Annotated in this window: 15 protein-coding genes; 10 read left to right on the top strand and 5 right to left on the bottom strand. The window is 68.8% G+C overall.

The annotated features are described in order from the left end of the window. The first annotated feature begins 1 nt into the window (after position 1). The 5 genes from VFA06_RS08095 (at position 2) to VFA06_RS08075 (ending at position 5,283) form a co-directional block, all read left to right on the top strand. Positions 2 to 988 (top strand): sugar ABC transporter permease, encoded by a 987-nt coding sequence (locus VFA06_RS08095; RefSeq protein ID WP_324839819.1) that lies wholly within the window; start codon positions 2 to 4, stop codon positions 986 to 988. Continuing rightward, positions 988 to 1,884: a carbohydrate ABC transporter permease gene (locus VFA06_RS08090; RefSeq protein ID WP_324839818.1), complete on the top strand. Its 897-nt coding sequence runs from the start codon at positions 988 to 990 to the stop codon at positions 1,882 to 1,884. The genes VFA06_RS08095 and VFA06_RS08090 overlap by 1 nt, the downstream gene beginning before the upstream one ends. Then, positions 1,884 to 3,146 carry a 6-phospho-beta-glucosidase gene (locus VFA06_RS08085; RefSeq protein WP_324839817.1) on the top strand — a complete coding sequence of 421 codons (1,263 nt, stop codon included), beginning with the start codon at positions 1,884 to 1,886 and terminating at the stop codon, positions 3,144 to 3,146. The genes VFA06_RS08090 and VFA06_RS08085 overlap by 1 nt, the downstream gene beginning before the upstream one ends. Before the next feature lie 2 nt (positions 3,147 to 3,148). Beyond that, entirely contained in the window at positions 3,149 to 4,216 is a 1,068-nt protein-coding gene (locus VFA06_RS08080; RefSeq protein WP_324839816.1) for an N-acetylglucosamine kinase, read from the top strand. A gap of 713 nt (positions 4,217 to 4,929) precedes the next feature. Next, positions 4,930 to 5,283, top strand: a complete 354-nt coding sequence (locus tag VFA06_RS08075) for a hypothetical protein (protein ID WP_324839815.1) — start codon at positions 4,930 to 4,932, stop codon at positions 5,281 to 5,283. A 575-nt stretch (positions 5,284 to 5,858) separates the two neighbouring features. Here VFA06_RS08075 and VFA06_RS08070 read toward each other — a convergent pair. After that, positions 5,859 to 6,284 (bottom strand): OsmC family peroxiredoxin, encoded by a 426-nt coding sequence (locus tag VFA06_RS08070; RefSeq protein WP_324839814.1) that lies wholly within the window; start codon positions 6,282 to 6,284, stop codon positions 5,859 to 5,861. A gap of 189 nt (positions 6,285 to 6,473) precedes the next feature. Beyond that, positions 6,474 to 8,120, bottom strand: a complete 1,647-nt coding sequence (locus VFA06_RS08065; protein ID WP_324839813.1) for a DUF2079 domain-containing protein — start codon at positions 8,118 to 8,120, stop codon at positions 6,474 to 6,476. 102 nt (positions 8,121 to 8,222) lie between these two features. Between VFA06_RS08065 and VFA06_RS08060 the strand changes: the two genes are divergently transcribed. Further along, the gene (locus tag VFA06_RS08060; protein WP_349260103.1) at positions 8,223 to 9,422 is read left to right on the top strand and encodes a class I SAM-dependent methyltransferase; all 1,200 of its coding nucleotides are present in this window, start codon (positions 8,223 to 8,225) and stop codon (positions 9,420 to 9,422) included. On the opposite strand, the gene VFA06_RS08055 is transcribed toward VFA06_RS08060, so the two are convergent. Then, the gene (locus VFA06_RS08055; RefSeq protein ID WP_324839811.1) at positions 9,361 to 10,710 is read right to left on the bottom strand and encodes a HAMP domain-containing sensor histidine kinase; all 1,350 of its coding nucleotides are present in this window, start codon (positions 10,708 to 10,710) and stop codon (positions 9,361 to 9,363) included. The two genes, VFA06_RS08060 and VFA06_RS08055, sit on opposite strands and share 62 nt — an antisense overlap. Before the next feature lie 41 nt (positions 10,711 to 10,751). Continuing rightward, complete coding sequence (locus tag VFA06_RS08050; protein WP_324839810.1) at positions 10,752 to 11,435, bottom strand: response regulator transcription factor; 684 nt, start codon at positions 11,433 to 11,435, stop codon at positions 10,752 to 10,754. A 40-nt stretch (positions 11,436 to 11,475) separates the two neighbouring features. On the opposite strand from VFA06_RS08050, the gene VFA06_RS08045 reads away from it, so the two are divergent. Then, on the top strand, positions 11,476 to 12,021 hold the full coding sequence (locus tag VFA06_RS08045; protein WP_324839809.1) for a hypothetical protein: 546 nt from the start codon (positions 11,476 to 11,478) through the stop codon (positions 12,019 to 12,021). A 253-nt stretch (positions 12,022 to 12,274) separates the two neighbouring features. Beyond that, positions 12,275 to 13,768, top strand: a complete 1,494-nt coding sequence (locus VFA06_RS08040) for a cellulose binding domain-containing protein (protein ID WP_324839808.1) — start codon at positions 12,275 to 12,277, stop codon at positions 13,766 to 13,768. 226 nt (positions 13,769 to 13,994) lie between these two features. Here the strand turns inward: VFA06_RS08040 and VFA06_RS08035 are convergent, their stop codons facing one another. Further along, positions 13,995 to 14,291 carry a helix-turn-helix transcriptional regulator gene (locus VFA06_RS08035; RefSeq protein WP_324839807.1) on the bottom strand — a complete coding sequence of 99 codons (297 nt, stop codon included), beginning with the start codon at positions 14,289 to 14,291 and terminating at the stop codon, positions 13,995 to 13,997. Positions 14,292 to 14,728: 437 nt separating this feature from the next. On the opposite strand from VFA06_RS08035, the gene lanKC reads away from it, so the two are divergent. Continuing rightward, positions 14,729 to 17,476 carry a class III lanthionine synthetase LanKC gene (gene lanKC, locus VFA06_RS08030; protein ID WP_324839806.1) on the top strand — a complete coding sequence of 916 codons (2,748 nt, stop codon included), beginning with the start codon at positions 14,729 to 14,731 and terminating at the stop codon, positions 17,474 to 17,476. A 25-nt stretch (positions 17,477 to 17,501) separates the two neighbouring features. Then, entirely contained in the window at positions 17,502 to 17,627 is a 126-nt protein-coding gene (locus VFA06_RS08025) for a SapB/AmfS family lanthipeptide (RefSeq protein WP_324839805.1), read from the top strand. Positions 17,628 to 17,707 lie beyond the last annotated feature (80 nt).

Below are 17,707 nucleotides of genomic sequence, written 5' to 3'. Positions count from 1 at the left end.
AATGGCAACGCCCGTCCTCGCCCTGCCCGGGCGCAGGAGGAAGCGGGCCGACCTTCCGGCGGCGCTGCGTGCGAAGCGCCGCCGGGAGGGCCTGGCCGCCCTGGGCTTCCTCTCCCCGTGGCTGCTCGGCTTCAGCGTGTTCTTCGCTTACCCGCTGATCGCCGCGGTCTACTTCTCCTTCTACTACTACGACCAGTTCAACGCCCCGGTGTGGGTGGGCCTGAAGAACTGGGACTACATCCTGTTCAACTTCCCGGACTTCGTCACCGGGCTGAAGAACACCCTGTGGCTCGTGGTGGTCATGGTCACCCTGCAGACCGTGTTCGGGCTCGGAGTCGCCATGCTGATCACCAAGATCAAGCGCGGCGGCAACCTGTTCCGTACCCTGTTCTACCTGCCCTACCTGGCCCCGCCGGTCATCTCAACGCTGGTATTCGTGTACCTCTTCGACGCGGGCGGCCCGGTCAACACGATCCTGGCGCACCTGGGCGTGCACAACCCGCCCGGCTGGTTCAACTCGCCGACCTGGTTCAAGCCCTCCCTGACGCTGCTCTCCCTATGGGGCATCGGGAACACGGTGGTCATCTTCTTCGCCTCGCTGCTGGACGTGCCGAGGGAGCAGATGGAGGCGGCGATGCTGGACGGCGCCGGGCCGGTCAAGCGGTTCCGCTTCGTCACGCTGCCCGCGATCCAGCCGGTCATCCTGTTCTCGGTGGTCACCGGCGTGATCTACACGATGCAGTACTACACGCAGGCGATCGTGGCCGGCGAGGTGGCCAGCGGGCACGTGGCCACCGCGGGTACCACCCTTGACATCGGCTATCCGCTCGGCTCCAGCCTCACCGTGCCGCAGCTGATCTACCAGCAGGGCATCTTGAACGCGAATACGGGTCCTGCCTGTGTGCTCTCGATCCTGCTGTTCGCGATGACGATGCTGTTCACGCTCATTCTGTTGCGGCGCAAGAACGGATTGGTGGGAGGGGACTGATGGCAGCCGTGATGTCGCCCCCGGTCACACCGCACGCCGGGGTCAAACGCACGGCCCGCTCGGCGGCGCGCCGCCGGCGCGCGCTGGAGTGGATCGCGGTGCACTCGCTGGCGATCGTCGCCGCGGTGTTCTTCGCCGGGCCGTTCTTCTTCCTGGTGGTCACCTCGGTGATGCCGGACAACCAGGCGCTGTCCGGGGCGCTGTGGCCCTCGCACTGGCAGTGGTCGAACTTCCGCGACGTGTGGGACCGGGCCGGCTTCCTGACCTGGTACAAGAACACGCTGCTGTACGCGGTGCCGGTGACGGTGCTGACCGTGGTCTCCTCGGTGCCGGTCGCCTACGCGCTGGCGAAGTTCAAGTTCCGTTTCCGCCGCGCCGCGATGATCGTGCTGGTCTCCGCGATGATGATCCCGCCGCAGGTGACCGTGATGCCGATGTACCTGCTGTGGACCAAGCAGTTCGGGCTCGGCGGCACGCTCTGGCCGCTGATCGTGCCGACCGCCTTTGGTGACGCCTACTCGATCTTCCTGCTGCGGCAGTTCCTGCTGACCGTGCCCAAGGAGTACATCGACGCGGCGAAGGTGGACGGCTGCGGAGAGATCAGGACCCTGCTGCGGGTGGTGGTGCCGATGATCCGGCCCGCGATCGCGGCGGTGGCGCTGTTCCAGTTCTTCTACGCCTGGAACGACTACTTCGGCCCGCAGGTCTACGTCGGACCCAACCCGGGCAACTGGACCCTCGCCCTCGGCCTGGAGACCTTCCACGCCGCGCACCACGTGGACTGGAACCTGATGATGGCCGCGAACCTCATGGTCATCGCGCCGATCGTGGTCGTGTTCTTCTTCGCGCAGAAGGTTTTCGTCGAGGGTGTGACATTGACAGGAGTGAAGGGCTGATGAAGCTCGCGATCATCGGGGGCGGCTCGACGTACACGCCGGAGCTCGTCGACGGTTTCGCCCGGCTGCGCGCCGAGCTGCCGATCACCGAGCTGGCGCTGGTCGACCCGGCGGCCGACCGGCTCGAGGCCGTCGGCGCCGTCTCCCGCCGGATCTTCGCCAAACAGGGACACCCCGGCAGGGTGCTGACCACTGACTCGGTGGAGGAGGGCGCCGACGGAGCCGACGCGGTGCTCTTCCAGCTGCGCATCGGTGGCCAGGCGGCACGCAACGTGGACGAGACGCTGCCGTTGCAGTTCTGCTGCGTGGGGCAGGAGACCACCGGCGCGGGCGGCCTGGCGAAGGCGCTGCGCACGGTGCCGGTGGTGCTCGATCTGGCGGACCGGGTGCGCAAGGTGGCCCCGGAGGCGCGGATCGTCGACTTCACCAACCCGGTCGGCATCGTCACCCGGGCGCTGCTCGACGCCGGACACGACGCGGTCGGCCTGTGCAATGTGGCGATCGGCTTCCAGCGCCGGTTCGCCGCCGAGCTGGGCGTTACGCCGGAGCGCATCCAGCTCGACCATGTCGGCCTCAACCACCTGACCTGGGAGCGCGGCGTCAAGCTGGACGGCGAGGAGATCCTGCCGAAGATCATCGAGGAGCACGCCAAGGAGATCGCCGAGGGGAATGAGATCCCTGAGGAGGTCATCCATCACCTCGGCATGATCCCGTCCTACTACCTGCGCTACTACTACATGCACGACCAGGTGGTGGAGGAGGAGCGCAGCGCGCCGTCGCGGGCCTCGGAGGTCGCCGCGATCGAGGAGAAGCTGCTGACGATGTACCGGGACCCGGCGGTGGACGAGAAGCCGGAGCTGCTGGCCAAGCGCGGCGGCGCGTTCTACTCGGAGGCGGCGGTGCAACTGCTCGCGTCGCTGGTCGGCGGGAAGGGCGACGTGCAGGTGGTCAACGTGCGCAACGAGGGCACGCTGCCGTTCCTGGACGACCGGGCGGTCGTCGAGGTCTCCGCGACAGTCAGCGGATCAGGGGTCGAACCCCTGCCGCAGGCGCCGCTCCCCGCGCATCTTCGAGGCCTGATCGCGCACGTGAGCGCGTACGAGGAACTGGCCCTCGACGCGGCGATCCGCGGCGGCCGGGACCGGGTGTTCGGCGCGCTGCTGGCGCACCCGCTGATCGGGCAGGCCGATCTGGCCGACAAGCTCGCCGACGCGCTGATCGCCGCCAATGCGAAGCACCTGCCGTGGGCGGAGCCCAAGTGACCGTGAGCACCAAGCAGACGGAGTCGGCGGGGGGAGCCGGGGCTGCGTCCCGGGCCGGAACCGTGCTCGCCATCGACGGCGGGAACAGCAAGACCGATGTACTGCTCGTGGACGACGAGGGGAAGGTGATCGCGAGCGCGCGCTCCGGCGGCTTCACCCCGCAGTCCAGCGGCGTGGACGCGGCGATCGCGGTGGCCGCGCAGGCGGTGGCCGAGATCCGGGCGAAGCTGGGCCTGCCCGAGGAGTCCGCGGCGAGCACCGGCTCCGTCCGCCCGCTGGACTCGGCGGACGGCCTGTCTCCGGGCTCTTCGGCCCCGCTGGCCCGCCACCTTGCGGCCTACGTCGCCGGCGCGGACCTCCCGGTCGAGGAGGAAGCGTTAGCGGTCGCCTTCGCGGCCCAGGGCTGGGCCGACACGGTCGAGGTCGGCAACGACACCTTCGCGCTGCTGCGCGCCGGGGCGACCCGGCCGTGGGGAGTGGCGGTGGTGTGCGGCGCCGGCGTCAACTGCGCCGGCATCGGACCGGACGGCACACGGGCCAGGTTCCCCGCGCTCGGCCGCATCTCCGGAGACTGGGGCGGCGGCCACCACCTCGGCGAGGAGGCGCTCTGGCACGCGATCCGCGGCGAGGACGGCCGCGGCCCGCGCACCCTGCTCACCGAGGCGGTCGCCGGGCACTTCGCCCGACCGTCCGCGGAGGCGGTATCGCTCGCGCTGCACTTCGGCGAACTGGAGGGCGACCGGCTTAACGAGCTGTCCCCGGTCCTGCTCGCGGTGGCGGCGCAGGGCGACCCGGTCGCCCTCGCCGTAACGGACCGGATGGCCGAGGAGATCGTCACGCTGGCGAGGGTCGTGCTCGGACGGCTGGGCATCGCGGACCGCGCGGCGGAGGTCGTCCTCGGCGGCGGAGTGCTACGTGCCCGCGTCCCGGTCCTGATGGACCGCATCGCCGCGCGTGCCGCCGCCGAGATCCCGCGTGCAGAACTGGTCGTCGTGGAGGAGCCGCCGGTCGTCGGTGCAGCGCTGCTCGGTCTGGAGACTCTGGGCCTCACCGGCGTGGTGCGGTTCTAGGCGGTGGTCCGGGCGCGGCAGCCCTGGTCCTGAGCGGTCACTTGGCGTGGTGTGAGGGGCGGCGCGGCGCGGCGCCCGGGTTGCTCGGATCACCGTTCCGATTGGTGGTCCACTTCGCCTGCTCTAATTGAGCTTGCTCACCGTCATCAGGCAAGCGCAATCGGTGCCTTGGCCGATCGACCCAGGGCGGCGTGATTGAGTCTGCGAGAATACTGATTGAGTTTACTGATATGTTTCGTGGTCAGGTAGGCTCAGTCGAGAAGTCGCTGCCGGACTCACTGGTGCTGATTGGGCCTACCACCACCGGCGGTGTGTATCGATTGAATCTGCTTGTGGGTCAGGTAAGCGCAATCGAAGGCAGGGCTGGCGGGTGGGCTCGGCAGGGTTCATCGAGAATCGATGCTGAACCGTCTGACTCTCAGGCGCCGATTGAGCTTACTTACTCACTTCATGGTTAGGTAAGCTCAATCGAGATGCGGTGAGCGCTGGTTGAGCTCTGCGGCAGAGTGATGCAGCCTGCTTACTGAGTTTGCTTGCCCGGGTAGGTAAGCGCAATCGATGCCTTGGCCGATCGACACATGCCTGATGGTGTCTAGTGTCCATTGGCCCGCAGGACAGCACGACTGAGTCTGCGAAGTGCCGATCGAGCTTACTTGCTCATTTCATGGTTAGGTAAGCTCAATCGTGAGAGCGGGCTAGGGTACAGTCGATGCTTGCAGCGGAGTGGCGCGGTCTGCCTTACTGAGCTTACTTATCTGGAAAGGTCAGAACAGCACGATTCAGCGCGCGAGGTACTGATTGAGCTTACTGATATGTTTTGTAGTCAGGTAGGCTCAGTCGAGAAGTCGCTGCCGGACTCACTGGTGCTGGTTGGGCTTACCATCACCGGTGGTGTGTATCGATTGAGCCTGCTTGTGGGTCAGGTAAGCGCAATCGAAGGCAGGGCTGGCGGGTGGGCTCGACAGGGTTCATCGAGAATCGATGCTGAGCCGCTTGACCTTCATGTGCCGATTGAGCTTACTTACTCAGCAGATAAGCTCAATCGAGATGCGGTGAGCGTTGATTGAGTCTTGCGAAAGACTGATGCAGTCTGCTTACTGAGTTTGCCTACCTGATTGGTAAGCGCAATCGAGGGCTGGTCCGGTCGCCGCCGATTGAGCTTACTTACTCATCGTATGGCCAGGTAAGCTCAATAGAGCCGCGTGGAGTGTTGATTGAGCTTACTTACCTGGAAAGGTAAGCTCAATCGACGGTCGGACTAGCGGGTGCTCGACGGTGCCTTCTTCGAGAGTCGACACTGAGGGGCCTAGCCTTCGGGGCATCGATTGAGCTTACTTATTCATCCTATAGCTTAGGTAAGCTCAATCGCGGGGCGTGGGGTGGTGATGCTTGCCTGTGTGCAATTTGCTGCGACACGTATACCGATTGAGCTTACTTATTCAGTGAAGTGGTAGGCGCAATCGCATGTCGCACGTCAGCTGTGGCTGGTTAGCGCTTCGACCGACCATCTTTGGTCATCGCCACGTCCGCTGAGCTAGCTGAGCTAAATGGCGGGCGGCCGGATCCGGGGCGACGGTTGTCCGGTTCAGCTGGACACACCGTCGTTCGGACCGGCCGCCGCGCGGGGCTTCGTGCTTAGACCTTAGATGAGCTCGGCCTCGAGGCTGATCGGGACCGCCTTGAGTGCCTGGGAGACCGGGCAGCCCTCCTTGGCCTTCGCGGCGAAGTCGGCGAACTCGTCGGCGGTGATGCCGGGGACCGAGGCCTTGACGCTCAGGCGGATGGCGGTGATGCCGGTGCCGGGCTGGAAGTCCACCTCGGCGGCGGTGTCCACGGTGGCCGGCGGGTTGCCCGCTTGGGCCAGCGCGTGCGAGAGGGCCATCGAGAAGCAGGTGGAGTGGGCCGCCGCGATCAGCTCCTCCGGGGAGGTGACCCCATTGGGCTCCGCCGAGCGCGCCGCCCAGGTCACCGGGTAGCTGCCCAGACTGGACGAGTTGAACGAGACCTCGCCCTTGCCCTCCAGCAGGCTGCCTTCCCAGTGTGCCGCGGCCTTGCGAGTCGTTGCCACAGTTCCACTCCGATCCGTTCGAACGATCTGAGTAATCGTCAGATGACGTTGGACGAGCCCTTTTGACTCAGTCGCCATCCTAGGCGGAGTGGGTTGCCGCGGCCTTGCGGCGGTACACCGATAGGGCGGTACACCGATGTGGCGATACGGTGGCACTGCGGCACGGCGCGCTGCGATCGTTGGGCTCGGTCAGGACGTCTTGCGCAGGACGTAGATCCCGAAGCCGTCCTCGTAGATCACCTTGTACTTCGCGCCGGGGTGTCGCTGCTGCTCGAAGCCCGGAACATCCGTTATCGGCGGGCTGAAGCCGGAGACCACCTGGTCGAACACCACGTACTCGGGCGCGGTCGGGCCGGCGGGGTTGCCTACCCAGAACGTGTCGTCGCGTGCGGAGAGCGGCGCGAGCATGTTGATCGTCGTCTCGACCGTTACGCCGTCCGGGACCAGCGACATCGCGTGGCTGAGCGCCTGGGTGCGCGCGTCGAAGGTGAACGTGTTGGGGTCGAAGAGTTGGTTGTAGGGGAATTGCTGCACCAGGGCGAGCGAGACGGCGAGCATGGCGACGGCGCCGTGGTTGGACATGGCCATGCTCACTCTTCGGGCCCCGCGGCGTAGGGCGCCTGCGATGTCCGGGAGCGGACCCGCGGTGCGGGCACGCACGATGCCGTCTGCCGCCGCGACGAACAGGATCGGCATCAGGATCGCGTTGTAGTGCCAGGTGGTGCCCCAGAACGTCGAGTTGGTCGTTATGAACCGCGAGCCGAGGTTCGGGACCGCCAACAACACCAGCGGCGAGCGCAGCGCCACGAACGCGGTGATGGCCAGCAGCAGGAAGATCAGCTCCAGCTTGCCGCCGGCGTTCTGCATGCTCTGCCCGATCAGGCAGGTGATCGGCTTGGCGCCGCCAGGCTGGGTCGGGTCCGCACAGCCGCCCTTGTTCCAGTATTCGTACTGGTGGGTGGGGCTGAGCGAGGGAATGATCCAGTAGATGGCCAGGAGGGAGCCGGCGGTACCTGCGGCGGAGAGCACGGCGCCGAGCAGGGTGCGGCCGTAGAGGATGAGGGCGATGCCGATCGGGAGGACGACCGTTATCCCGAGGTCTTCTTTGCACAGAAGCAGCGGGAGCGCCCACAGCGCGGCGGCCATGTGTTTGCCCCGCAACATGGCGCACATCGAGAAGGCGATCAGCGGGACCGCGAACGCGATCTCGTGGAAGTCCGCGTCAATCGCCTCGGCCAAGCCGAACGACAGGCCGTACGCGGCGCCGAGCGCGTACCCGGCGCCGGTGCTGATCCGTTCGGCGCCGAAGCGCACGATCGGGACGGCGGCGATGGCGAACAGGAACGCCTGCGCGACGAGCAGCGTGACCGGGGTCGGGAAGATCAGGAAGAACGGGCCGATCAGCGCGACGATCGGGCTGAAGTGCTCGCCGAGGATCTCGTAGCCTGGCGAGCGCGCGTCGTCGATCGGCGCGTGGAAGTGCGCGTACTGCTTGACCTCCTCGGTGAACAGGCCGAGGTCCCACGAGGTCGGGGCGAAGCGGTAGAAGCGGGCCAGCGAGATCAGCAGGTAGACCGTCATCAGACCGGCTACCAACAGCCACGGGCCGTAGGTCTGAAGCGACCAGCGGGGCGGGAACGTGGGGAAGCGGCGGCGCGAGGGGGCCGTCTCCGCAGACTCGGGTGCCGTTTCGGCGGCAGTCTCGGAGGCCGTTTCGGCGGCGATGCCGTGCGGTTCGGGCGAGGCCTCGGGGCGGGTCTCGGTCAGCGTCGGGCCCGAATCCGATGCGGCGGTTTCCGGGCTCTCGGGAGCTTCATCCGCATTGGTATAGGCCATGGGGCGTAGGGTATCGACCGATTCGTGACATGGCCAAGAGCCGACACCCGACACGGGGATCACTTAGGGCGTGTTCGGGCGTGGTCGCTGCGGGGGCCGAGAATGGGCTGCGTGGAGATCGGTGACTTTACGGCGCTGCTCGAGCCGGTAGGCCAGGAACTCTTGACGGAGTTGAGCGGGGGCGCCTACGCCGAGGCGGCAGCGTTGTCGCTGGCGTCAAAGCTGCGTGACCGCTATCCAGCGCCCTTGGTCGCGACGGCGTTAACGCAGGCTCGGCTGCGCTCGCACGCCGAGGCCAAGTTCGGTTCGGCCGCCGCGACCATGTACTTCACGGCTCAGGGACTTGAGCAGGCGACGCGGCGCTCCGTCGCCGAGTGGCGGGCACGCCGCTACGCGTCGGCCGGCGTGCGGCGGGTCGCGGACCTGTGCTGTGGGATCGGAGGCGACGCGCTCGCGTTCGCGGCGGCGGGAATCGACGTGCTCGCGGTGGACCGGGATCCGGTCACCTGTGCGGTGGCCGAGGCCAACGTGCGGGCTGCCCGGCTGGCCGATCGGGTCGAGGTGCGGTGCGCGGACGTCACGAAAGTTGCACTCGACGGCTGCGACGCCGTCTTCCTCGATCCGGCCCGGCGCGGTGATCGCGGACGCGTCTTCGACCCGGCCGGGTACTCGCCGACCTGGGGGTTCGTGCTTGAGCTCGCCGAACGGGTCGAGGAGCTCGGGGTGAAGGTCGCGCCGGGCATCCCGCACGAGCTGGTGCCGGACGGAGCGGAGCCCGAGTGGGTGTCCGAGCGGGGCGAGGTGAAGGAGGCCGGGATCTACTTCGGCCGGCTGGCGCTGGCCGGGGGACGGCGGCGCGCGACTGTGCTGCCGGGGCCGTGGACGATGGTGGCGAGGGGGATCGGAGATCCCGAGCCGGGGCCCGTGCAGCGGTACCTGTACGAGCCGGACGGCGCGGTGATCCGGGCGCGGCTGATCGGCGAACTGGCCCAGGATCTTGAGGCGCGGACGGTCGATAAGACCATCGCCTACCTGACCGGCGACCACCTCGTGGAGACGCCGTTCGCCTCGGCGTATGAGATCACTGACGTGCTGCCGTTCCACGTCAAGCAGTTGCGCGCGATGGTGGCGGAACGCGGGATCGGCGTGCTCACGGTCAAGAAGCGCGGCGCGGACATGGACCCGGCAGTGCTGCGCAAGCAGCTGCGGCCCGCCGGACCGAATTCGGCGGTGCTGATCGTCACACGCGTCCTCGGCGCGCATATCGCCTTGCTCGGGCAACCTGCGCGCCCATCGGGCTGACCGCGGTCTTGGTGGACGGCGTGAGGAACGAGAAGTGCACTTGCGCGCCACCGAGCGGGGAGCGGTCGATGTGCAGCGAGCCGCCGGTGCGTTCGGCCAGCTTGCGCACGATGTCCAGGCCGAGGCCGGTCGAGCCCACCCGCCCGGAGCCCTCGCCCCGGCGCACCGCGCGGTCCGCGTCGTCGAGGCCCGGCCCGGCGTCGTCGACCAGGATCGCCACCGAGCCGTTGCCCTGATGCACCGTGACCTGGAACGCGGTGCCTTCGGGCGTGTGCCGGAAGACGTTGCCGAGCACGGCATCGAGGGCGGCGGCCAGCTCGGGGGCGGCGACCGGGACGTGCACGGGCCCGGACGTGCCGACCACCTGCCACAGCCGCTCCTGATCCTCGGCCAGCGCCGACCAGAACTCCATCCGTTCCGCGACCACCGCGGCCACGTCGCAGGACCCTGACGTCGTGGTGCCGCCGCGCGCGGCCCGGATGATCTGGTCGACCTCCGATTCCAGCTTGGCGACCGCCTCCCGCGTGGACGCCGCGTTCGGCACGTCCCCGAGCGCCTGGGCGTTGAGCCGCAACGCGGTCAGCGGCGTGCGCAGCCGGTGCGAGAGGTCCGCCACGAGCTCCCGCTCGGCGGCGAGCAGGTGCACGACGCGGTCCGCCATCGTGTTGAAGGCATCGCCAGCTTCGCGCAGCTCGTTCGGGCCGTCGGCGTCCACGCGGACCGTGGTGTCCCCGTCGCCGAGCTTGCGCGACGCCTCGGCCAGGTGCCGGGCCGCGCCGACCACGCGGGTGGCCAGCCGGTCCGCGACCAGCGTGGAGCCGGCGACCAGCACGAGCGCGACCGCGCTGAGGATCAGCCAGCCGCGCACCACGCCCTGATGGATCTTCCCGGCGTCGATGTAGACCTCGATCAGGGTCAGCTTGCCGCCGTCGACCACCTCCGGCTGCACGAGCACCGAGCCGCCGGGCACCGCCAAGGTCTCCGCGCGGCCCTGCGCCGAGACCACGCTCAACTGCGCCGGGCTCGCGTGGCTCGTGCCGAGCACGACGCCGCCGGGCAGGCTCAGCGCGATGTCCTGCGCCCCGGACATGGTCTCCAGCGCGCCCTGCAGCTGCGTGCGGTCCATGGTGACGGCCAGCAGCGGCTCGATCGCGGCGATCCGCGCCTGAGCGTCGGCGAAGGCGCGCTGCGCGGCGATGTGGTCGATCGCGAAGCCGAGCGGGATCAGGAAGGCGAGGGCGACCATGCTGGTGACCGCGAGGGCCACCCTCGCCAGCGCCCACCTCATCGGGGTCCGCTCTTCATCGCGTGCTCACTGCCCGTCCCTGTTCATCGCGCCGGCGGTTCGGTCAGCCGGACGCCCACGCCGCGCACCGTGTGCAGGTAGCGCGGGGCGCTGGCCCGCTCGCCGAGCTTGCGCCGCAGCCAGGACAGGTGCACGTCGATGGTTTGGTCGTCGCCATAGGGCAGCTGCCAGACCTCGGTCAGCAGCTCGCGCCGGGTGACCACCTCGCCGGGCCGGGCGGCCAGGTAGGCCAGCAGGTCGAACTCGCGGCGGCTCAGGTCCAGCGGCCGGCCGTCGAGTCGTGCCTCGCGCCGCCGCGGGTCGACTTCGAGACCGCCGATACGCAGCGCGGCGGGCGCCTGGCCGGAGCCGGTACGGCGCAGCAGCGCGGCAATGCGCGCGGCGAGATGCCCGCCGGAGAACGGTTTGACCAGATAGTCGTCCGCGCCGGCGTTCAGCAACCGGATGATCTCAGCCTCATCGTCGCGGGCCGTCGCGATAATGACCGGAACCCGGGTGATTGCGCGTAGCATCTTCAGCGTCTCGGAGCCGTCCAGGTCCGGCAGCCCGAGATCGAGCACGATGATGTCACCCGGATCGCGGCTGGCCTCGCGCAGCGCGGCGAGCGCGGTCCCGGCGCTGCGCACCGCGTGCCCGAATGCGGTGAGCTGATGGATGACCGCAGACCGGACGTCTGGATCGTCTTCGACCAGGAGCACGTTCGCCATAGCGTGGCACCGTATTCCATGGCCGGTTGAGAGGGAACCAGTGGCCCTGAATGCGTCGGGCGGCAAGCGGCGCGCACCGCTCGCTGTCGCGGCATGGGCCGGGGCCACCGCGGTGGCTTCCGCCGTGGCGTGGCTCGGCGTCGACTCGGTGCTCATCCCGGCGGCCGAGACCCCGCCGGCAGTGCTCGCGGCCGGAGCCAAGACCAGCCCGGTGCCCATGCCCTCGCCGCCGGCCGGGCTCGGCACGGGCGGCACGCACGTGTCCGTGGGCACCTCGCCGTCGCCGGAACGCAGCAGGTCACACGCCGCCGCCTCGCCCTCGACGTCCGCCTCCGCGACGCCCTCGCCGAGCAGCTCGCTGTCGCGGTACCAGACCGCGGGCGGCGTGGTGGTGCTGGCGATCTCGGCGCACCTGGTCACGCTGGTGTCGGCGACCCCGGCGGCCGGGTATTCGGTGCAGAACTGGTCGGCCGCCGGCTGGCTGCGCGTCGACTTCAGCCAGGGCTCGACCACGTATTCGGTCTTCGCCACGTGGAACGGGTACACCCCCCAGGTCCAGGTCGTCGGCCCGAGCCCTTCGTCCTGAGGGCCCGCTCGGTAGCCGCGCGGTTTCGTCTTGCTCATCCCGTGCCGCGCGCCGGGCCCATCTCATCACCGACCGCGCCCGCTCCGAACCCCGGCGGCCCGCCCCGGCCGCACCCTGAACCCGTCTTAGGGCGAGCTTAATGATCGAGGGCTGTCAGCCGGTGCCCAGTTCAATACGGTGAGGTCCGCACCAGCCGGGCCGCGGCCGCGAACCGCGTCCCGGACCGTCTCGACCCCACCGAGAGGACCAGCTCATGGGCAGCCATGCCGCGTCGCAGGACGGGCGCTCGACGCGCTCACGGCGCTTGAATCGGCAGGCGCGAGTCAAGCTCGCCGCCGCGGGGACGGGCGTGACCGTGCTTGCCGTGGGCGCCGGCTTCGTCATGGCCACCGGGGCGAGCGCGGCGGCCCCGGCGGTGACCTTCGCCGAGACCAGCTCCTGGGATGGCGGCTACGTCGGCCAGTACACGATCGCGAACAGCAGCTCGTCGGCGATGTCCACCTGGAAGGTCGGCTTCACGCTGCCGGCCGGATCGACCGTGACCAGCCTGTGGAACGGTACCGAGACGGCGGCGGGGCAGAGCTACACGGTCACCCCGGCGAGCTGGAACGCGAACATCCCGGCCGGAGGCAGCGTCAGCTTCGGCTTCGAGGTCTCCGGCACCGGCCAGCCGAGCGGCTGCACCATCAACGGCGCCGCGTGCGTCGGCGGCTCGACGCCGAGCAGCGGTAAGCCGTCGATCCCGGCTTCGCCGAGCTCCAAGCCGTCGATTCCGGCTTCGCCAACGCCTTCAAAGCCTGCTTCGCCGAGTCCGTCGGCGTCACAGAGCTCTGCGCCGCCACCGCCATCCGGTGCGTTCGGCAAGTTCGCCCCTTACGCGGATCTGTCGCTGTACCCGCTGTACAACCTTTCGGCCAGCGCGTCCGTCGAAGGCGCCAAGTTCTTCAACCTGGCCTTCATCACCACCAACGGTGCCTGCAATCCGGAATGGGGCGGCGTCACCGCGCTCAACGACTCGTCAATCAGCGCTGATATATCCGCGCTGCGTGCCGCGGGCGGCGACGTGCGCGTGTCCTTCGGCGGCGCGTCAGGGACCGAACTCGCGCAGTCCTGCTCCTCGGCCTCGTCGCTGGCGGCCGCGTACCAGAAGGTGATCAGCGCCTACTCGCTCAAGTACATCGACTTCGACGTCGAGGGCGCCGCGGTCGCCGACTCCGCCTCGATCAACCTGCGCAACCAGGCGATCGCGACCCTGGAGGCGAACAACCCGGGGCTGAAGGTCTCGTACACGCTCCCGGTACTGCCCTCCGGCCTGACCAGCCAAGGGGTATCGGTGCTCAGCTCGGCCAAGGCCGCCGGTGTGAACCTCGACGCCGTCAACGTCATGGCGATGGACTACGGCGCCTCGTTCACCGGCGACATGGCCACCCTCGCCGAGCAGGCGGCGAGCGCCACGGCCGGCCAGATCCAGTCGGTGTGGACCTCGCTCTCGGCGTCGCAGGCCCTTGCGAAGCTGGCCGTCACCCCGATGATCGGCGTCAACGACGTCAACTCGGAGAGCTTCTCGGTCGCCGACGCCTCCGCGCTGGCGAGCTGGGCCAAGAGCAAGAATTTGGCCTGGCTCTCGTTCTGGTCGGCGACCCGCGACAAGCAGTGTGCCGGCGGGGCGGCGGCCTTCGCCAGCGCGACCTGCTCCTCGGTGGTGCAGACCGCGGGCGCCTTCGGGCAGGCGATGAGCGCGTACTGAGCGAGCGCGTTCTAGCTAGGTCAACGCCGTCTAGGCCGACACGTTCTAAGCGAACGCTGGCTAAGCCAATGCTGTCTGAGTAAGTACAGTCCGACGCTGAAGCCGGCGCCGGCGGCGAACCCGGGGCGCCGACCGGTTCTGGGGGACGGGGTGGCGTGGCGGTGCGCGGTCTGAGTTTCCGGCCGCGCACCGCTGCCGTCATGTCAGAGCCCTGTTGACCCCGCGCTCAATCCCGGTAGCTGCACAGCCGCTTGGCCCTTTCGCACAGCGCTTCGCGGCGCAGCTTCTGGAGGTAGTTCGCCTCCACGGACAACAACTGCTCGCAGGCGACCACGATGTCACCGGGCGGAATGCGCTGCCCGCGTTCGTAGTCGCCGAGGTTGCTGTGTGCTGACAGGCCGATCAGGCGGGCCAGCTCCCGCTGCGAGATCCCCAGTTCGAGTCGGCGCAGCCGCAGCGCGGTTCCGAGCCGATACGCCGCGGATCTCTCGGCGGTGGAGTTATCGGCTTGCGTGGAGCCCATTCCCGGCACCTCCTTACGAGGACGACAGTCGGTGTTGGCGTCACGAGTCACCTGACTGAATTTAGGAGAACGCTGATAGTGCGCTGAAGACCCTTGCGCGGCGCATACCTCGTGGTCCGCGCATCGGTGCGCTGGGGCGGATACCGCACCGAATGCCTCTGTACTGCGCGTAAGCGGGGGATTCGCATCGTGTCGCGGACGCGCCCCGGGGGGCTCAGATTCACTCGATAGGGCGGCGCATTCGCCCGCTTAGTTTCATTTTGTGAGTGCCCCCGGCCGCCGAAACGCGGTTCGGATGGTCGGTGAGCGGTCGGAGGTTGGACGGCGTTTGGTCGGGAGCGGCGCGAATCGCGGAAGGAAGGTGCTCCACTTCGAGTGCGGGCCGAACGGCACGCACCGGACACGGCACCGAAGGTCTTGGGAGGGTTTGCCCCGCGATGGACGCGCGTTACGAACCGTTCTGTTTCGCCGATCCGGTGTTCTACGACACCCCGGAGCGCTGGCAGCGCACCGTCGCCGACTTCGCGGCGGCCGCCGGCCCCGTCCCGGCCGGCTGGCGCCGCGAGGACCGCGACCTGTGGGCCGTCTACCAGCCCGAAGGCGTGCGGCTTCCGTTGCAGGGCTGGAAGATTCACGTCTCCGCCACGCCGGCCAACGCCGAGCGAGTCCTCGAGAAAGTGTGCGGATACTGCTTCGAGCGAGGCGTCGCGTTCAAGTTCCTGCGCGGGCCGGCCGCCCTGTTGATGCAGAACAGCAAATACGCGCCGCGTGGTGCCAGTGGGAAACTTCTCACTCTATACCCGTTGGACGAAGTGGCGCTCGAGCGCACTCTTACCGAGCTGGACGCGATCGTCGGCGGCGAGCCGGGGCCCTACGTACTCAGTGACCTGCGATGGAACGAGGGCCCGCTCTACACCCGGTTCGGCGCGTTCGCGGAGTTCTACCACGTCGGCGCCGACGGCTCGCGGGAACTGGCGCTGCGCCGTCCGGACGGCACCATGGAAAGCGACCGGCGCGGACCGGTCTTCGCCTTGCCCGACTGGGTGAAGTTGCCCGTCTGCCTGGAACCGCAGCTCGCGGCGCGCGACGCCCAGCGTTTCGACCTGCCCTACCAGATCGAGCGGGTGCTGCATTTCTCCAACGGCGGCGGAATCTACCTGGGCCGGCCGAACGATCCACAGGTGGCGGGCGGCGGGAAGGTCGTGCTCAAGGAGGGCCGCCCGCACTCAGGGCTCGACCAAGGCGGCGTCGACGCGATCACCCGGCTGCGGCACGAGCACGCGATCCTGGACCGGCTGCGCGGCTTGGACTGCGTGCCCGAGGTCGTCGAATACGCCACCGCGTGGGAGCACCACTTCCTCGTCGAGACCTTCGTAGAAGGGGAGACCCTCAACGCCGCCTTCGTGCGCGACTTCCCGCTGGTACATCCGAGCCAGGGCGCTGAGAAGCTCGCGGATTATGCGCGATGGGCCGTGCGGATCGCCGACAACGTGGAGCGGGCGCTGGATTCCGTGCACCAGCGCGGCATCGTCTTCGGCGACCTGCACCCGAACAACGTGATGGTGCGGCCGGACGGCGGCGTGGTCTTCCTCGACTTCGAACTCGCCTCGCCCGCGGACGACTACACGCCGCCGCGGCTCGGCGCCGGAGGCTTCGCCGCGCCGCGGACGCTGCGCGGCTTCGAGGTGGACCGGTATGCGCTGGCCAGCCTGCGGATCTGGCTGTTCATGCCGCTGGTGGCGATGATGCACCTGGACCGGCAGAAGGCCGGGCAGCTCATGGACGCGATCCGTGCCGTGTTCCCGCTGCCGGAGAACTACTTCGACGAACGGTATTTCAACTCCGCGACGTTCGAGACAGTCAGCTCCCGCGCGGCCGATTCCACCGCGCGAGCCGGAGCGAATGACCGACGTGACGAAAGCGACGAAAGCGTTGTAAGGCCGGCGCACCCGGCCATGCTGCTCGACCCGGCCGGTTCACACGACTGGCCCGCGCTGCGCGCGTCGCTCAGCGCCGGGATCGCCGCCGCCGCGACGCCCGATCGCACCGACCGGCTCTTCCCCGGCGACATCGAGCAGTTCAGCCACGGCGGCCACGGTCACAGCCTGGCTTACGGCGCGGCCGGCGTGCTGTACGCGCTGCATACGGCAGGCGTGCAGATCGACCCCGAGCAGGCGGACTGGCTGATCGAGGCGAGCTGGCGCGACCCGCTGAAGCCCGGGGCGCTCATCGGAACGCACGGAGCGGCTTATGCCCTGGACGTCATAGGGCGGCAGAACGAGGCGTTGCAGCTGCTTGACCGGCTCGCGGACGCGAAGCTGACCAGCGCCGGGATCGAGGACGGCCTACTGGATCTGGCCGAGGGCCTGGCCGGCATCGGCCTCGTGGACCTGCATTTCGCGCGCTCGACCGGCGAGAGCGGGTGGCGCGACTCGGCGCTGCGAGCGGCCGACCGGCTCGCCGAGCAGCTGGCCGTGCGGGGTCCGCGACAGGCCGAGCGGATGGGCGAGGCGCGCGAGGGCCTGGCGCACGGCGCTTCCGGCGCGGCCCTGCTCGCGGTGCGCCTCTACGAGGAGACCGGCGATACCGGATTGCTCGACCTCGCGGAGACCGCGCTGCGCCGCGACCTCGACGCCTGCCGGAACATGGCGGATGGCACGGTCCAGGTCGCCGACGGAGACAGGGTGCTGCCCTACCTCGAGATCGGCAGCACCGGCATCGGCGTCGTGCTGCGCGACTATCTCGCGTACCGGCCCGACTCGCCGCTGACCGCGATCGAACCGGGTATCGCAAGAGCCTGCGACGTCGACTTCGTGATCCAGCCCGGCCTGTTCAACGGGCGCGCCGGTCTCATCACATACCTGGCGCGGCTGCGGGACGCGGACGTCGATCTCGGCGACCTGGATGCCGCAGCGGTGCTCGACCGGCAAATCCGCAGGCTGATGTGGCACGCGGTGTCCTACAAGGGGCACCTGGCGTTCCCCGGCGACCAGCTCCTGCGGCTCTCGATGGATCTCGCGTCGGGTAGCGCCGGCGTCCTGCTGGCGCTCAACGCGGCGCTGGGAACGGGAACGGGACTGCCGTTCAGCACCTCCTACCGCGCCGGCACCGGTGTCGGCGCACGGGCACACAGCGGTGCCCACACAGACTCTCGGCCTTCCGGCCGTGAGATGGCAAGAGATTGATTCCCTACCAGAAAGGCAGAAGATCATGGCGATCCTCGACCTGCAGGGTCTGGAAGCTCCGGCGACCGAGCGCAACGGCGGCCACGGCGGCGCCTCGACCGTGAGCCTGCTCAGCTGCGTGTCCGCCGCGAGCGTCATCCTCTGCGTCTGACGGCTGCAGTGGCCTGAGAGACCTGAGCGCGGATCACCGCGGCAGGTCTAGCACTCAGACTGGCGTTCCCCGCGCTCCCG

Source organism: Actinocrinis sp. (genome assembly GCF_035653575.1).
Taxonomy (GTDB): domain Bacteria; phylum Actinomycetota; class Actinomycetes; order Streptomycetales; family Catenulisporaceae; genus Actinocrinis.
The sequence above is the reverse complement of the archived record's forward strand: the minus strand, read 5'-3'. Positions and strand labels throughout refer to the sequence as shown.